We start from the raw sequence: 15,194 nt of genomic DNA on the forward strand, positions 1-15,194 counted from the left end.
GAATTGCGTCTGACTTCGGCGCGCGCTCTCACCGGCCGCCGAAAGCGACCGATGGATCACCAAGCTGGTCAGCTTGCGCTGGCGTAGAAGAGATGGCGGCCGATATGCCCGGTCTTCTTGAGCTTCTTCGACCAGCGCGGGCTGACGTAATCGGCGTGATAGTGGGTCGAGACGCTGAGATTGCTCGGCCATTCGGCCAGCGAGGCGCAGTCGTCGCCGCACTCCATCAGCTCCGCCGCCGAGGCGAGGATCTTCTCCCAGAGCGGCCGTTCCGTGATGCGGTCAGGGATTCCGTCGCACGCGAACGAGAACTGGCAACGGTTCTTCATGTGGGAGTTCTGGTAGACGACGCCGCAGACCGTGTCCGGATAGTGCTTGCTGGACTTCCGGTTCAGGATCACCTGACCGACCGCCAGCTGGCCGTCCATCGGCTCGCCGCGGGCTTCGAAGTAGATCCCCTTGGCCAGGCATTCCAGCTCCTTGTCGGGCTCGGCTTCGTCCCTGGCTTGAGCGGCCTCCGCCGAGAACGCGGCGGACACCAGAAAAAACGCACAAACGGCCACCCGGCACGCACGATGCATCCATAACCCTCGCTTCTGTCCCATTGTCAGCGGGCGTGAACCCGCGCCCCTTCCCGGAGGCCGGGCGCTGATGACAGGGAAAGAAGGCGGCGGATCGCACGAGATGTGGCGAGAAAAAGATAGTTTCAGACGAGTTTCGGAACTGGTGACATATGATTATCCCTCGCTTACAGACCTTCAGCCGTCTCAATTGTTCTTCAGGTGCACTTGAATGATCATAAGGGACCGAAGATCACAGGTTGATTGGCCGGCGAACAACCTCCCGAGTGGAACCGCATTCCGAATTGCATTGGATCGCCGCCACGGCGTAGTTTTCTGCCGTTCCGGTCGGATGCCCCCGCTCCCAAGTGGTGTTGAGCGGATCGGCTGCGACCGCCATATTGCGAGGGAACCGCTCCAGAGGGGAGGCAAAGGTGACCGGGTGCATCATCGGCTGGGCGCACAGCCGCTTCGGGAAGCTCGACGACAAGGATCTCGAGACGCTGATCGCCGACGTCGCCGCGGAGGCGATCCAGGATGCGGGCGTCGAGCCGGCCGAAATCGGGCAGATTTACGTCGGCAGTTTCGGCGGCTTCGAAAAGCAGTCCTTTCCGGCTTCGTTCGCGCTCGCTGCCGATCCGGCGTTGCGCTTCCGACCGGCGACGCGGGTCGAGAATGCCTGCGCCACGGGTTCGGCCGCCATCCACCAGGGCCTCAATGCAATTGGCGCGGGGCGCGCGCGCTTCGTTCTGGTCGTCGGCGCCGAAAAGATGACCGCCGTCCCCGGGGCACAGGTCGGCGACATCCTTCTCAATGCCTCCTACCGCAAGGAGGAGGGCGACACCGAAGGCGGCTTCGCCGGCATCTTCGGCCAGATCGCGCGTCGCTACTTTCAGCGCTACGGCGACCAGTCGGCCGCGATGGCGCGGATTGCGGCGAAGAACCACCGCAACGGCGTCGACAACCCCTTCGCGCAACTGCGCAAGGATCTCGGCTTCGAGTTCTGCAATGCGGTTTCGGACAAGAACCCGCTCGTGGCCGGTCCGCTCCGCCGCACCGACTGCTCACTCGTCTCCGACGGCGCCGCAGCACTGGTGCTGACCGACACGGAAACCGCGCTCAGAATGAAGAAGGCGGTTCACGTCCGCGCTGCGGTCCAGGTGAACGACTACCTGCCGATGTCGATGCGCGACATCATCGCGTTCGAAGGCTGCGCCGAGGCTTGGCGGCAGGCGCACGCGTCGGCCGGAACGAGCCTCGACGATCTCGACCTGGTGGAGACCCACGATTGCTTCACCATCGCGGAGCTGATCGAGTACGAGGCGATGGGCCTCACACCCGCCGGAGAGGGGCACCGGGCGATCGAGGAGGGCTGGGTCGAGCGGGGCGGGCGGCTCCCCGTCAATCCGTCGGGCGGGCTGAAGTCGAAAGGTCATCCGGTCGGCGCGACCGGCGTGTCGATGCACGTCCTCACGGCGCTGCAGCTCGCCGGCGAGGCGGGCGGGATGCAGGTCGAGGATGCGGCGCTCGCCGGCATCTTCAACATGGGCGGCGCAGCGGTCGCGAACTACGTCTCCATCCTCGAACGGCTGAGGTGACACGGCGCGCCCGGGCGCGGCAGGACCGGCTGCGCGGAACCGGCGCCCGGCTCGCCGATTCCGCCTCCATGTTGCATCGCATCACTCGCCCTCGCGCCGCAGCAGGGCTGGCGGCAGGGGTCACGCTCGCCGGGCTCGCCGCCTGGTTCGCCCTGAGCGCGCGGCGCGCCGAGAAACGGCATCCGCCGGTAGGCCGCTTCATCCATGTCGACGGCGTCAGGCTTCACTATCTGGAAGCCGGCAGCGGCCCGCCGCTGGTCCTCCTCCACGGAAACGGCAGCCTGATCCAGGAACTCGTGGCGAGCGGCCTCGTCGCGCAGGCGGCGGAGCGCTACCGCGTCATCGTGTTCGACCGGCCAGGCTACGGCTACAGTTCGCGCCCGCGCGGCAGGGTCTGGACGCCGGAGGCGCAGGCGCGCCTCGTCCATACCGCGCTCGAGCGGCTGGAAGTACGCCAGCCGATCGTGCTCGGCCATTCCTGGGGCGCCCTGGTCGCGGCCGCGTACGGCCTGCTCTACCCGAGGGACACGCGGGCGCTCGTGCTCGCCTCGGGCTACTTCTACCCAAGCATTCGCTTCGACGTGCCGCTCGCCGCGATTTCCGGCATCCCGCTCGTCGGGACCGTATTGCGCTACACCGTGACGCCGCTGACCGTGCTTGCGATCTGGCCGCTCCTGATGCGGCGCCTGTTCGGTCCGGCCGAGATCCCGCGCCGGTTCGAGGCCTTTCCGCGGCAGCTGGCTCTTCGACCCACGCACCTGCGGGCATGCGCCGCCGAAGCTGCGCTGATGATCCCTGCGGCCCTTCGCCTGGCGCCGCATTATCCGGAGATCGCCGTGCCCACCGTCATCGCTGCCGGCCGGGACGACCGGCAGGTCGACGCGCACTGGCATTCGGAAGCGCTGCACCAGGCGGTGGCGGAGAGCCGGCTGCACCTGGTGCCCGGGGTCGGCCACATGCTGCACCAGAACGCCCCCGAGGCCGTCATGGCCGCAATCGTGGAGGCCGATTCGATGGCCGCCTCGGCCAATCGCGGATCAGCTCCCGCCGATCGCGCCGAAGCCCGGCAGGATGAGCGCGGGCTCGGCGAACCGGATTCCGGCGACGAGGCCGAAGAGGTTGATCTGCAGGCCGTCGCGCGGGCCGGCGGCGAGACCGGCGACGCCCGCCAGTGACACCGCCCAGCCGCCCGCCGGCGTCCCGAATATGCCAGTCCGGTAGTCGCGCCCGATCGCCGTCGGCGGCAGATCGGCCCTGATCTCGGGCACCGCCGCGATGACGGTCGCGACGAACGTGTTGGAGTTCGGGCCCGGCCAGACGCGATAGGTTCCGGGTGCGGACCAGGCATAATCCCCAATCGCCGCCTCGATTTTCGGGATGAGCGGCTCGGCTTCCCGGCCGACGAGCTCGAACACGATCTCCGGCTCGTTCGAATACCAGCGGCCGTCGGCGGGCCCTCGATTGCGGCGGACCGGATTGCCCCAGCCCGCGACATCGTAGCGGTGATAGGTCGCCTCGCCCGCGCGCTTCAGCACGATCCAGCTGTGGACGGCGAGTACGCCCTTCAACCCCCCTGTGCGCGCGGCGAGAATGCGGATGGAGGCTTCCGGCGCCTCGCCCGGCGCGGGCAGAATACCCGCGGAGCTCCAGTCGGCTTCCCGCCAGCTCGCAGGGCGTTCGGCGGCGATCCACATGACGGCGTGGGCAAGCGCGGGAGCAATGAAAAAGAGCATGATCAGGCCCGCCGACCATCGGAGCGCGCGCCGCATGCTTTCCCTTCTCCCTCGCCTCGCTTAATCCGGTGGCCGATAAATACCGGCGGCGTTCACCATGGCAAACCCCGTTCTCGTAGAAGTGACCCGCGGTTCACGCGTGGAGAGCCGCCACCGCGGCGCCGTGGCGGTCGTCGATGCGGACGGCAGCATCGTCTTCGCGCTCGGCCGGATCGAGCGGCCGGTGTTCCCGCGCTCGGCGGTGAAACCGATCCAGGCGCTTCCGCTGGTGGAATCCGGTGCGGCGGACGCATTCGGGTTCGGCGCGCGCGAGCTGGCGCTGGCGCAGGCCTCGCATGGCGGCGAACCGGGGCACGTTTCCGGCGTGGCCGCCATGCTCGCCGCCATCGGGCTCGACGAGCCGGCGCTCGAGTGCGGGGCGCATGCGCCGGCCCATGTGCCTTCCGCGGAGGCGCTGGTGCGGGCAGGGCAGGAGCCGCGTGCGATCCACAACAACTGCTCGGGCAAGCATGCCGGTTTCCTCGCCGTTGCCCGACGGCTCGGCGTGCCGCACGAAGGCTATGTCGAGGCGGGCCATCCGGTGCAGCGCGCCGTCCGCGAGGCGCTGCAGGACGTCACCGAAGCCCATCATTCGGCGGAAATGTGCGGCACGGACGGCTGCTCCATCCCGACCTGGGCGGTGCCCCTCCAGGCCCTTGCGCACGGCTTCGCAAGGTTCGGCACCGGCACCGGCCTCTCGGCGGAGCGCGCGTCGGCCGCCCGGTCGCTCTACGCTGCGGCGACCTCCGAGCCCTTTTTCGTGGCGGGAACGGGGCGCGCCTGCACCGAAATCATGGCCACGCTCGCGGGCCGGGCGCTCGTGAAGGGTGGCGCGGAAGGCGTGTTCTGCGCCGCGGTGCCAGGCCGCGGTCTCGGCATCGCCGTCAAATGCGAGGACGGTGCGTCGCGGGCGTCCGAGGCGATGATCGCCGCCGTGCTCGCCCGGCTCTTCCCCGAGGATGAGGCGGTTCTCGGCGCGCGCGCGACCGCGCCCGTGCTGACGCGGCGCGGCGCCCGAGCGGGCGAGGTCCGCGCCATCGGCGCCGCCTTCGCGGGCCTCAATCCGCGCGGTTGAGCGCGACCGTGAGGTGCGGGAAGCGCTCGGCCCCGCCCCTTGCGAGATCCCCCGTCACGGCTTCGGCCCAGCGCATGCCGAGGATCGCGCCCTTCCCGGCGCCCGAGATGAGGTTGCCGCTGATGAGTGCGGGGCCGGCTCCTTCCACCACGCTGACGCCGATGCCAATCCGCGTCCGCCGGATCACGTTCCCGGTCGCCGAGACGTCGCGGAGATAGGGTCCCCAGCCGAGCTGAAGGCCGATCCAGGCGTTCTCGACCACGTTGCCGGTGACGGCGATGTCGGCTTCGGCGCTGATACCCGCGCCGACCGGCTCGCCGCCGTTCGGCAGCCGTGTATGCCCGCGCATGTTCCGGATCAGGTTGCCGGAGCAGACGCCGAGCCGCCCGCCGTAGTCCATCAGGTTGGCGAAGGAAATGCCGAGCGCGGCGTCGTCGATGAGGTTGCCGGAGACGATCGCGCCCTCGAAGGCGAACTCGACGTAGAGCGCCGTCTCGCCGGAGCGCGTGCAGATGTTCCCCGTCACCTGCAGGTCGTCTGAGGAGAAGCAGCGGATCGCCGAGAAGTCGCAGTCGTCGATGCGGTTGTCGGAGACGATCACCCCGTTAGCCTTGGCGAGGTTGATGCCGTTGCCGAACTGGCCCGTTCCGCCGGAACGCGCCCGGATGCGGCTCACGCGATTGCCGCGGACGATCGTGTCGTCCGCCCCCTCGTCGTAGCGGTGGATCAGGATGCCCGTGTCGCCGCAATCGGAGACGTCGTTCTCCGTCACGGCCATCCCGCGGGACTGCACCAGCCGGATCCCGGCGACGCGGGCCGAATCGATGCTCGACCGCGCGACCCGGCCCGCGCAACCCGCGAGCGCGACGCCCGACGCACTGCTGCCGGTGATCGCGCAGTCCTCGACGATCGCCGCTTCGAGGCCGCTGCAATGGAGAAGCCCGTCGATGCCGTCGGCGAGCGCGCGCCCGGCGCCGTCGAGGATGAGGCCGTCCAGCCGGCAGCTCTTCGTCCCTTCGGCACGCAGCAGGTAGTTGCCGCCGCGGAAGACGAGGCGGGTTTCGCCCGGGATGCCGACGATCTTCGCGGTCGGCGTGAGGTCGATGTCGGCGATCTCGTAGCGGCCGGGCGGCATGAAGACCGGCCGGCCCGTCGCCTCCGCCCGCACCAGCGCGTCGCGCAGCGCGGCGCTCTGGTCGCCGCCGTCGCGCGGCCGCACGCCCTCCGAGGCGTCGAACGAGCCGCGCATGTCGGCGAGCGCGCGCCGCTCGGCCAGGGCGGAGCCGGCCGACGCCGCGGCGGCGGCGAGACCGGCGAGAACGGCTCTGCGGCTGGGTTGAACGACCATCCGATAAAAATGGACGATTCCCCGCCGGAGACACATACAATTTTAAGAAAAGGTTAAGGCCCTCTACAGGCGCATCAGCGCGAGGCCGGCGAGGACCAGCAGGATCGATCCGAAGCGGATCGGCGTCAGGCGCTCCCGCAGCACCACCATGCCGATGAGCGCGGCGAAGAGAATGCTCGTCTCGCGCAGCGCCGCCACGATCGGGATCGGCGCCACCGTCATCGCCCAGATGACGATCCAGTAGGCAACGAGCGACAGCGCCCCGCCGAGCAGGCTCGGCCACCAGTTCGCCTTCGCGGCATCCAGGAAGACGCGCCGGCGGAAGATCAGCGTCCCGAGGAGCAAAGGCGGGAAGTCGAGCGCGAAGAGCCACATCACGTATTGGTGGGCGGAATCGGCCTGGCGGGCGCCGAGCCCGTCGCTCAGCGTGTAGAGCGTGATGCACACCGATGTCGCCGCCGCATAGGCGAGCCCGCGCGGAGACGACGTGAGCGCCCGCCAGCCCTGGTCGAGCGCGAGCGCCATGATCCCGGCGGCGAGGACGACGATGCCGACGGCTGTTCCCCAGTCGACGCCTTCGTCGAGCAGGAGAACCGACAGGACGAGGGTCCCGAGCGGCGCGGAACCGCGCACCAGCGGGTAGGCCTTGCTGAGTTCGCCGTGAACATAGGCGAGCGCCAGGAAGGTGTTGTAGCCGGTATGGATGATCGCCGAGGCGATCGCGAAGGGCCACGCCGCCGCGGGTAGGATCGGGAAGAAGAAGAGCGTCGGCAGCGCGATCAGCCCGGACGCGGTGACGAGCAGCGCCATCGACACCACCTTGTCGCTCCGCATCCGGATGATGGCGTTCCACGAGGCGTGGCAGAACGCTGCGACGAGGACGGCGAAGGTGACGGCGGCGGTCATGGGCACTCGCGGAAGGCGCACGCTTCTACGCCGCAGCGATGGCGGGCGCCAGCCTCCCCGGCGATCGTGCGCGTGCCGAGCTGAGCGGAGGCGGCCGTCTAGCCGAGGAGCGTTTCCGCGGCATGTTCGACCGCGGCCGGAGCGGTGGTCCGCCCCTCTGCGACTGCCTTCTCCAGCTCGGAAAGCGCGCGGGCGCGCTCGCCGGCCAGGAAGCGCGCGCGGATACGGTCCTCCAGCAGGCTCCGGAACCAGCGGACGGATTGCTCCGCGCGCCGCTCAGCGAGAGAGCCGTCCGCGCGTCGCCGTTCCAGCAGCGATTGCGTCGCCGCCCACAGGTGGTCGAGCCCGGTTTCGGCAAGGCCCGAGACGGTGAGCACGGGCGGGGCTTCGTCCGAATGGGCGAAGAGGATGCGGAGTGCGGACCGGTACTCGGCCGCGGCCAGTCCGGCGCGCTGCGCGTTCTCGCCCTCCGCCTTGTTGATGGCGATGACGTCGGCGATCTCGAGCAGGCCCTTCTTGAGGCCCTGCAGCTCGTCGCCGGCGCCGGGAAGCATGAGGGCGACGAAGACGTCGACCATGTCGGCGACCGTCGTCTCGGACTGCCCGACTCCCACCGTCTCCACGATCACGACGTCGAAGCCGGCCGCCTCGCACAGGAGCATCGCCTCCCGCGTCCGGCTGGCCACTCCGCCGAGCGTCCCGGCTGCGGGGGAGGGGCGGACGAAGGCGTTCGCATCGAGGGCGAGGCGCGCCATCCGGGTCTTGTCGCCGAGGATGGAGCCGCCCGTCCGGCGCGATGACGGATCGACCGCGAGCACGGCGACCCGATTGCCGGCGGTGGTGAGGTGGGTCCCGAAGGCGTCGATGAGGGTCGACTTGCCGACGCCGGGCACGCCGGTCATGCCGATGCGGACCGCCCGGCCGGTCTGTGGCAGCAGGCGGTCGAGCAGGCGCGCGGCGGCCGCCTGATGATCCGGCCTGCGCGACTCCACGAGCGTGATCGCCCGGGCGAGCGCCGCCCGCGACCCGTCCGCGATCCCCCGCGAGAGGCCGTCGAGGTCAGGCACCGATGAGCGGCGGTTCGCTGGTCGCAGTCACGGGCACTTCGACCTCCTCCTCGCTTGTCCGCCGCTCCACCAGCAGCCTTATCCCGTTCGCCGAGCGCAGCGTCAGCCGCGCGATCGGTTCCGGGACATGCCCCTCCACCGGCGTGAACCGGAAGTCCCGGGCGAGCGCCGCGATGATGAGCACCGCCTCCTGCATGGCGAAGGAGGCGCCGAGGCAGACGCGCGGACCGGCGCTGAAGGGGAGATAGGCGCAGCGGAGCGAATCCTTCGTTTCGGCGCGTTGAAAGCGGTCGGGATCGAAGACGTCCGGCCGGTCCCAGAGCTTCCGGTGCCGGTGCAACAACCAGGGTGAGATGAGCACGACCGAACCGGGAGCGAGTTCCTTGTTGCGCATCCTTTCGCAGCGAGTCGTGTCGCGGGCGAAGGAATAGACGGGCGGGTACAGGCGCAGCGTTTCGCGGAACACGTCGCGCGCGAACCGCAGACGGCGCATGTCGGCGAACTCCGGCTCCCGTCCCCCGAACGCGGCCATGGCTTCCTGGTGCAGCCGCTCCTGGACGTGCGGCTGCATGGCGATGAGATAGAGCGCCCAGGCGAGCGCGGAGGCGGAAGTCTCGTGGCCGGCTAGGAAAAGCACGGCGATCTGATCCACGAGTTCCCGGCGCGTGAAACGCTTGCCGGTGAGGGGATCCTGCGCCTCGAGCAGCGAGGCGAGGATGTCGCGTTTAGGTACTCGCGAGCCTCCGGCGACAGCCGACAGCCGTTCCTCCACCGCCCGCTCGAGCAGCCCACGAATTTCCCTCGCGTGGCGGGCGGCCTGCCAATAGCGGAGGAAGATGACCGCCGGCAGGCCGGCCATCGTCCAGATCCCCTGGCTGTAGGCGAGTTCCTGGAACTTCCCGAACGCGTCGAAGATGAGTTCGGCCTCCTCCCGCGCGAACGGGCGCGAGAAGATCGTGCGGAAGATGATGTCGGCCGTGACGTGCGTCGTCTCCACGTCGACCGCCACGGGCTGTCCCCGCGCCGCGCGGTCGAGGCGGTCCTTCAGCGCGTCGACGGCGTCGCGCATCAGCGGGAAGACGTCCTGGACGCGCGCGCTCTCGAAGGCGGGGTCGAGCATCCGCCGCTGCTGCCGCCAGGTCTCGCCGTTCGAGACGAAGATGCCGTTGCCGAGCAGGTATCTGAGCATCCGCTCCATGGCGTTGCTCTTCGGGAATTGGTCGGCTTCGGCGATCAGGATGCGATCGATGAGCTTCGCCTCGTTGACGAAGTAGACATTGCGCAGCGGCGTCGAGATTTGCCCCATCTTCATGGAATAGGAGCGGTCGTACATGACCGACAGAGCCGAGTGCCGCCCCCTGCGGAGACGTTTGAAAAGAGTGAGTTTCTTTTCTTGCGAGGGCGGCTTCGGCGGGCAGAACTCGCTCATGTCCGGAACGGCCTCAGCCCCGCATAGTCCTTCACGCCGGCACGATGCGCGTAGCGGTCCTGCAGGGGAACGGCCCCGGCTGTGATCATGAAATAATCATACTCCGCCAGGCGGTCGCCCGCCATGAGATACTGGAAGTGCATCCGTGCCCAGTCTCGCCTCGCGCGGTCGTACGTGGCGCGGTCGACGAGGTCCATCATCCGGACGTTGAGGAGCTTCGGCCAGGCCGGGGCGTCTTCCCCGCGGGGGAAAGCAGGGTCGAAAATCCGCACCGGATCGACGAGCGCGAAGCATGCTCCATCGGGTGGAGCGGAAAAGTCGAGCCAGGGCACGTCCGCGGCCGCGAGGGTGCGCAGCTCGTCGCGGAACCAGCCCGCCTCCGGCATCAGGCTCAGGATCGGAGTGGTCGGCCCGAGGGTCAGGACCGCGAGCCGCTGCCCGCGGCGGGCGATCGCCGGGTCGAGGGCGAGCGCGCGCGCCATCACGGAGACGGCGAGCGGCGTGCCGAGACTGTGTCCGACGAGGAGGATCTCGTCGGCGTCGCCCGCGGCGGCCGCCTCGACCACGATCCTGGCGAATGCGTCGCGGCGTTCATCAAGGCCGGCAACCTCGCCGCGCGCGTCACGCACCGTGAAGGCGTAGATGCGCCCGAGCCAATAGACGTTGAGCCGGCCTTCCAGCCAGCGGCCGAGCAGGATGATTCCGGCCGCCGCGAGAAGCGCTGCCAGGACCGCGGCGACGGTCGGCGCGCCGAACGCGCTCACGAGCGCGGCCGCTCCCCAGCCGGCGCCGAGAGCGAGGAGCACCTGGAGAAGGACGAAGAGCGCAGGGAGCGAAACCGTGATGAGGACGGGCCAGGTCGCCCGGAAGATCCTGCCGAGGGCACCCGTTCGCAGGAACACCGAGAAGGCCCAGAGCGTGTTGACCCAGACGGCCAGCTGCCGGCGCGGCCAGTGCGCGCGGATGATGTCGTCCCATCGGAGGAAGTCGTAGCGGGTTTCGACGGGATGCCCGTCGATGGCCGCCGTCACGGCCCAGGATTGGACGAGCGGACCGAGGCTGCGGCGGGGGCCCACCTCGATCGGCGCGCCCGAGAGCGCGGAATGGCGTTCCGCCTCCTCGCGGTAGGTCTTGTGGTAGAAGCTCGGGCCGCGGGGGTCGAAGCCGCTCAGATAGAGCACCCTGCGCCGGCGCACGCTCGGCTCGAGCCGCTGCGCACGGGCACGATCAGCCCTCGCGCCACGAACCGGGCGGCCGTCGTTCATCCTGCGCGGCGGCGGGCAGAAACTCTCATCCGTCCCGCATAGCAGAACGCCGGCCGAAGGTTCAAAGAATCCCGGCGGCTAGGGCTCCTCCGTCCGCTCGACGGATTCCGCCATCAGCAGCCAGTTCGGGTCGAAATAGCGGTCGGCCTCGCCGTCATAGGGCAGCCGGGTGATGTCCCAGTGGCGGATGAGATGCGCATAGGCGTCCCAGACCGGCGGCCCGCCGCCGATGAAGATGACGCGGTCGGGAAACCGGGCGACCACCTCCTCGGGCTCCATGCTGGACCGGATCGCGACAATGGTCCGCGTCTCGTGGAACTCCGGCGGGATGGAGGCGATCGTCCGAGGTCCCGCCATCAGCACGTGCCCGCTCGTCATCTGCCAGAAACGGCGGACGTCGGCCTTGTATTCCGGCCCGGTCTCGCCCTCCCACGGCAGGCCGCCGTGCAGCCCGAGCTGGCCGCGCCGGCCGATCGCACACATCGCCCTGATGTCCGGCATCGAGCCTCTCCGGGTCTCGCTCTCTTACGCCAGAACGTTGCCGCAGGCCTGCGGTTCACCCGCCTATTCGGCCGCGTCCTGATGCGCGTGGCCGAGCTGGGCGTTGAGGCGCGCCAGGAGCTTTCCCGCCGCCTCGGCGATGATCGTTCCGGGCGGGAAGATCGCCGCAGCACCGGCCGCCTCGAGCGCAGGGTGGTCCTGCGGCGGGATGACGCCGCCGACCACGATGAGGATGTCGCCGCGGCCCTCCGCCTCGAGCGCGCGCCTGAGCGCCGGGACGAGGGTCAGGTGTCCGGCCGCGAGCGAGGAAACGCCGACGATGTGGACGTCGTTCTCCACCGCCTGGCGGGCGACCTCCTCCGGGGTTGCGAAGAGCGGCCCGACATCGACGTCGAAGCCGAGGTCGGCAAAGGCCGAGGCGACCACCTTCTGCCCGCGGTCGTGGCCGTCCTGGCCGACCTTTGCGACGAGGATGCGCGGGCGGCGGCCCTCGTCCTCCTCGAACCTCGCGGTCAATGCGAGCACGCGCTCGACGGCACGGTTCATGGTGCCGACCTCCCGCTTGTAGACGCCGGACAGCGTCCTGATCTCGGCGGTGTGGCGCCCGAACGCCTTCTCCATCGCGTCGGAGATTTCGCCGACGGTGGCGCTTGCACGCGCCGCCTCGATGCTGAGCGCCAGGAGATTGCCGCGGCCGCTGCGCGCGGCATCGGCGAGCGCGTCGAGCGCGCCTGCGACGGCCTGAGGGTCGCGCTCGGTGCGCAGCCTGCGGAGCTTCTCGACCTGTTCGGCCCGGACGGCCTCGTTGTCGACCTTCAGGACCTCGAACTCCGCCTCGTCTGGCCCGGCATAGCGGTTGACGCCGACGACGGTCTGCCGGCCGGCGTCGATGCGGGCCTGGGTTCTGGCGGCGGCTTCCTCGATGCGCATCTTCGGCACGCCCGCCTCGATCGCCTTGGCCATGCCGCCGAGCCGGTCGACCTCCTCGATGTGGCCGAGCGCGCGGGCGGCGAGATCGTGCGTCAGCCGCTCCACGAAGAAGGACCCGCCCCACGGGTCGACGGTGCGCGTGGTGCCGGATTCGAGCTGGAGGACGAGCTGCGTGTTGCGCGCGATCCGGGCCGAGGCGTCGGTCGGCAGCGCGAGCGCCTCGTCGAAGGAATTGGTGTGGAGCGACTGCGTGCCGCCCTGGGTCGCCGCCATCGCCTCGATCGTGGTGCGCATGACGTTGGTGAAGACGTCCTGGGCGGTGAGCGACCAGCCGGAGGTCTGGCAATGGGTGCGCAGCGCCAGCGACCGCTCGTCCTTCGGTCCGAAACGTTCGCGGACGAGGTTCGACCACAGGAGGCGGGCGGCGCGGAGCTTCGCCACCTCCATGAAGAAGTGCATTCCGATGCAGAAGAAGAACGAGAGGCGCGGCGCAAAGGCGTCGACGTCGAGTCCGGCGTCGAGTCCGGCGCGCAGGTATTCCAGGCCGTCGGCGAGCGTGTAGGCGAGCTCCAGATCCGCCGTCGCGCCCGCCTCCTGCATGTGGTAGCCGGAAATCGAGATCGAGTTGAACTTCGGCATGCGCTCGGACGTGTAAGCAAAGATGTCCGATACGATCCGCATCGATGGTCGCGGCGGGTAGATGTAGGTGTTGCGGACCATGAACTCCTTGAGGATGTCGTTCTGAATGGTCCCCATAAGCTTCCCGGCCGGAACACCCTGCCGCTCGGCCGCGACGATATAGAGCGCCAATACCGGAAGGACCGCGCCGTTCATGGTCATCGACACGCTCATCTCGTCGAGCGGTATGCCGGCGAAGAGCTCGTCCATGTCGAGGATGGAATCGATGGCGACCCCAGCCATCCCGACATCCCCGGCGACACGGGAATGATCGGAATCATATCCGCGGTGCGTGGCGAGGTCGAAGGCGACGGAGAGCCCCTTCTGGCCGGCGGCGAGGTTGCGCCGGTAGAAGGCGTTCGATTCCCGCGCCGTGGAGAAGCCGGCGTACTGGCGGATTGTCCAGGGCTTCTGGACGTACATGGTCGGGTAGGGGCCGCGCAGGAAGGGCGGACGGCCGGGGAGCGTGTCGACGAACCCGAGGCCGCCACGATCGGCTTCCCCATAGACCGGCTTGATCTCTATCCCTTCAGGCGAATGCCATGATCCGCCTGGCGCCGCCGGCCGGAGCTGCGGGCGCCGCCAGGGCACGCGGGAGAAGTCCGGCAGGCTCATGATCCCATGTCCTCGGCTGCCCAGGCCTCCAGCCGGACCGGGAGGAGCGCTACCGCATCGAGGGTCGCCGGTGCCTCGGAGGGGAGCCGGTCGAGGTCTTCGACCGGCGCCTGCATCGACGCCGGGTTGGGATAGCATGTCACGCCGACGAGCGGCAGTGTGCCGGCATTCAGGCGCCGGCGGAGACGCTCGGCGCTCTCGGCGATGCGGGACCGGATCGCCCCGGCATGAAGGCTCGAGACGATGCCGCCCTCGGCCTCGATCGCCTGGAACTCCGCCCAGGCCCGCTCGGCCAACGCCTCGGTCAGCGCCTCGACCGCCCCCGAGCCGGCACCCGGATCGGCGGCGACGCCGACATGCGCCTCCTCGACGAGGAGGTGCTGGGTGTTCCGCGCAAGGCGCCGGGCGAACCGCTCCGGAAGGCCAAGCGCGGCCGTGAAGGGAAGCACCGTCACGCTGTCGGCGCCGCCGACACCCGCCGCGAAGGCGGCGATGGTGGCGCGGAGGAGGTTCGTATGCGGGTCGGCTGCAGCGACCATGCGCCGGCTCGTCTCGGCATGGATGCGGCAGGGGGCGGAAGCGGCCCCGCACGCTTCCTGGAGTCGCGCCCAGAGGAGACGGAGGGCGCGGAGCTTGGCGATCCCGAGGAACTGGTCGGCATCCACGGCTACGGTGAGGCCGATCGCGCCGAAGGCCGCCGCGATGTCCTGCCCGTCCCCCTCCGACAGGCGGAGATAATGGGCGGCGGCGCCCAGGATGGCCGCGAGCTCCTGCGCTTCCGACGCTCCGGCCTCGTGCCAGACGCGCCCGTCGGCTTCGAATGCATGCCCGGCAAAGCCGCAGGTCCGAAGCTCGATCGCTGCCGCCAGAGCGGCGTCCGCCGGGAACGATTGGAGGCCTTTCGCTGCCAGCATGCCGACGGGGTCGAGCCCGAGCGATGCTTCCGCCCAGACGGTGCGGTCGCGATCTTCCGCGAGAAACGGGCGGATCCAACGCGCGACCTGATCGCTGTGGGGATGGGGTTCCATGCGCAACGCGCGCAGCTCGCCCGGGAGCGCCGCTGCGATCTGCGAAAGGGCGGATGATGCAAGTGGCAGTCCGAAGCCGCCCGCGGCGGGGGCGTCGGCAAATCGAAGCGAGAAGCCGGTCGCACCGCCTTCGCGGTCGCGGAGGATCTGTGCACAGGCGCTCTCGGCGCTGGTCTGGTCGAGCGGCTGCACGATCGCCCACGGCCGCCCATGCCGGGCGAAGAGCGGCTCCGTCCCGGTCGCGGCCGGGTAAAGGGGCTCAATGGAAATGCCGTCCGCGGTCGCCGAGCGCAGCGTTTCGTAGGAAGCCCCCCGGAGCGACTTCGCCGCGAGCGCCTCCCACTCCGCGAAATCGGAAGGAGCCGCACCGGCGCTGAGGGCGAGCGTTTCGGACATCATGACCTCCAACGCGTTCTACAGGC

12 protein-coding genes and 1 pseudogene are annotated in these 15,194 nt (G+C 69.5%); 3 read left to right on the plus strand and 10 right to left on the minus strand.

All coding sequences use genetic code 11. The annotated features are described in order from the left end of the window. Positions 1–68 precede the first annotated feature (68 nt). Positions 69–539 carry a cell wall hydrolase gene (locus ACUN0C_RS15340; protein WP_445467264.1) on the minus strand — a complete coding sequence of 157 codons (471 nt, stop codon included), beginning with the start codon at positions 537–539 and terminating at the stop codon, positions 69–71. Between the two features lie 455 nt (positions 540–994). Between ACUN0C_RS15340 and ACUN0C_RS15345 the strand changes: the two genes are divergently transcribed. Together ACUN0C_RS15345 and ACUN0C_RS15350 are read left to right on the plus strand one after the other, a co-directional pair. Beyond that, positions 995–2,158, plus strand: a complete 1,164-nt coding sequence (locus ACUN0C_RS15345) for an acetyl-CoA acetyltransferase (RefSeq protein WP_445467265.1) — start codon at positions 995–997, stop codon at positions 2,156–2,158. Between the two features lie 68 nt (positions 2,159–2,226). Beyond that, a pseudogene (locus tag ACUN0C_RS15350) lies at positions 2,227–3,138 on the plus strand (alpha/beta fold hydrolase); the annotation flags it as partial. Positions 3,139–3,195: 57 nt separating this feature from the next. Here the strand turns inward: ACUN0C_RS15350 and ACUN0C_RS15355 are convergent. Next, the gene (locus ACUN0C_RS15355) at positions 3,196–3,927 is read right to left on the minus strand and encodes a DUF3750 domain-containing protein (protein WP_445467266.1); all 732 of its coding nucleotides are present in this window, start codon (positions 3,925–3,927) and stop codon (positions 3,196–3,198) included. A 61-nt stretch (positions 3,928–3,988) separates the two neighbouring features. Between ACUN0C_RS15355 and ACUN0C_RS15360 the strand changes: the two genes are divergently transcribed. Next, the gene (locus ACUN0C_RS15360) at positions 3,989–5,005 is read left to right on the plus strand and encodes an asparaginase (RefSeq protein ID WP_445467267.1); all 1,017 of its coding nucleotides are present in this window, start codon (positions 3,989–3,991) and stop codon (positions 5,003–5,005) included. Here the strand turns inward: ACUN0C_RS15360 and ACUN0C_RS15365 are convergent. From ACUN0C_RS15365 to ACUN0C_RS15400, 8 genes are all read right to left on the minus strand, one after another. Next, positions 4,989–6,353 carry a TIGR03808 family TAT-translocated repetitive protein gene (locus tag ACUN0C_RS15365; RefSeq protein WP_445467268.1) on the minus strand — a complete coding sequence of 455 codons (1,365 nt, stop codon included), beginning with the start codon at positions 6,351–6,353 and terminating at the stop codon, positions 4,989–4,991. The genes ACUN0C_RS15360 and ACUN0C_RS15365 overlap by 17 nt on opposite strands. Before the next feature lie 63 nt (positions 6,354–6,416). Further along, entirely contained in the window at positions 6,417–7,259 is an 843-nt protein-coding gene (locus tag ACUN0C_RS15370; protein WP_445467269.1) for an EamA family transporter, read from the minus strand. A gap of 98 nt (positions 7,260–7,357) precedes the next feature. Continuing rightward, positions 7,358–8,326 (minus strand): methylmalonyl Co-A mutase-associated GTPase MeaB, encoded by a 969-nt coding sequence (gene meaB / locus ACUN0C_RS15375; protein WP_445467270.1) that lies wholly within the window; start codon positions 8,324–8,326, stop codon positions 7,358–7,360. Next, a complete protein-coding gene (locus ACUN0C_RS15380; protein WP_445467271.1) occupies positions 8,319–9,659 on the minus strand; it encodes a cytochrome P450 in 1,341 nt (446 codons plus the stop codon). Before ACUN0C_RS15380 ends, meaB begins: the two co-directional genes overlap by 8 nt. A gap of 92 nt (positions 9,660–9,751) precedes the next feature. Next, the gene (locus tag ACUN0C_RS15385; protein WP_445467272.1) at positions 9,752–11,020 is read right to left on the minus strand and encodes a hypothetical protein; all 1,269 of its coding nucleotides are present in this window, start codon (positions 11,018–11,020) and stop codon (positions 9,752–9,754) included. A gap of 78 nt (positions 11,021–11,098) precedes the next feature. After that, positions 11,099–11,521, minus strand: a complete 423-nt coding sequence (locus ACUN0C_RS15390; protein ID WP_445467273.1) for a dihydrofolate reductase — start codon at positions 11,519–11,521, stop codon at positions 11,099–11,101. Positions 11,522–11,584: 63 nt separating this feature from the next. Then, the gene (scpA, locus tag ACUN0C_RS15395; protein ID WP_445467274.1) at positions 11,585–13,744 is read right to left on the minus strand and encodes a methylmalonyl-CoA mutase; all 2,160 of its coding nucleotides are present in this window, start codon (positions 13,742–13,744) and stop codon (positions 11,585–11,587) included. Beyond that, complete coding sequence (locus ACUN0C_RS15400; protein ID WP_445467275.1) at positions 13,741–15,168, minus strand: methylmalonyl-CoA mutase family protein; 1,428 nt, start codon at positions 15,166–15,168, stop codon at positions 13,741–13,743. Before ACUN0C_RS15400 ends, scpA begins: the two co-directional genes overlap by 4 nt. Positions 15,169–15,194: the final 26 nt, after the last annotated feature.

It is taken from the genome of Faunimonas sp. B44, assembly GCF_052655945.1.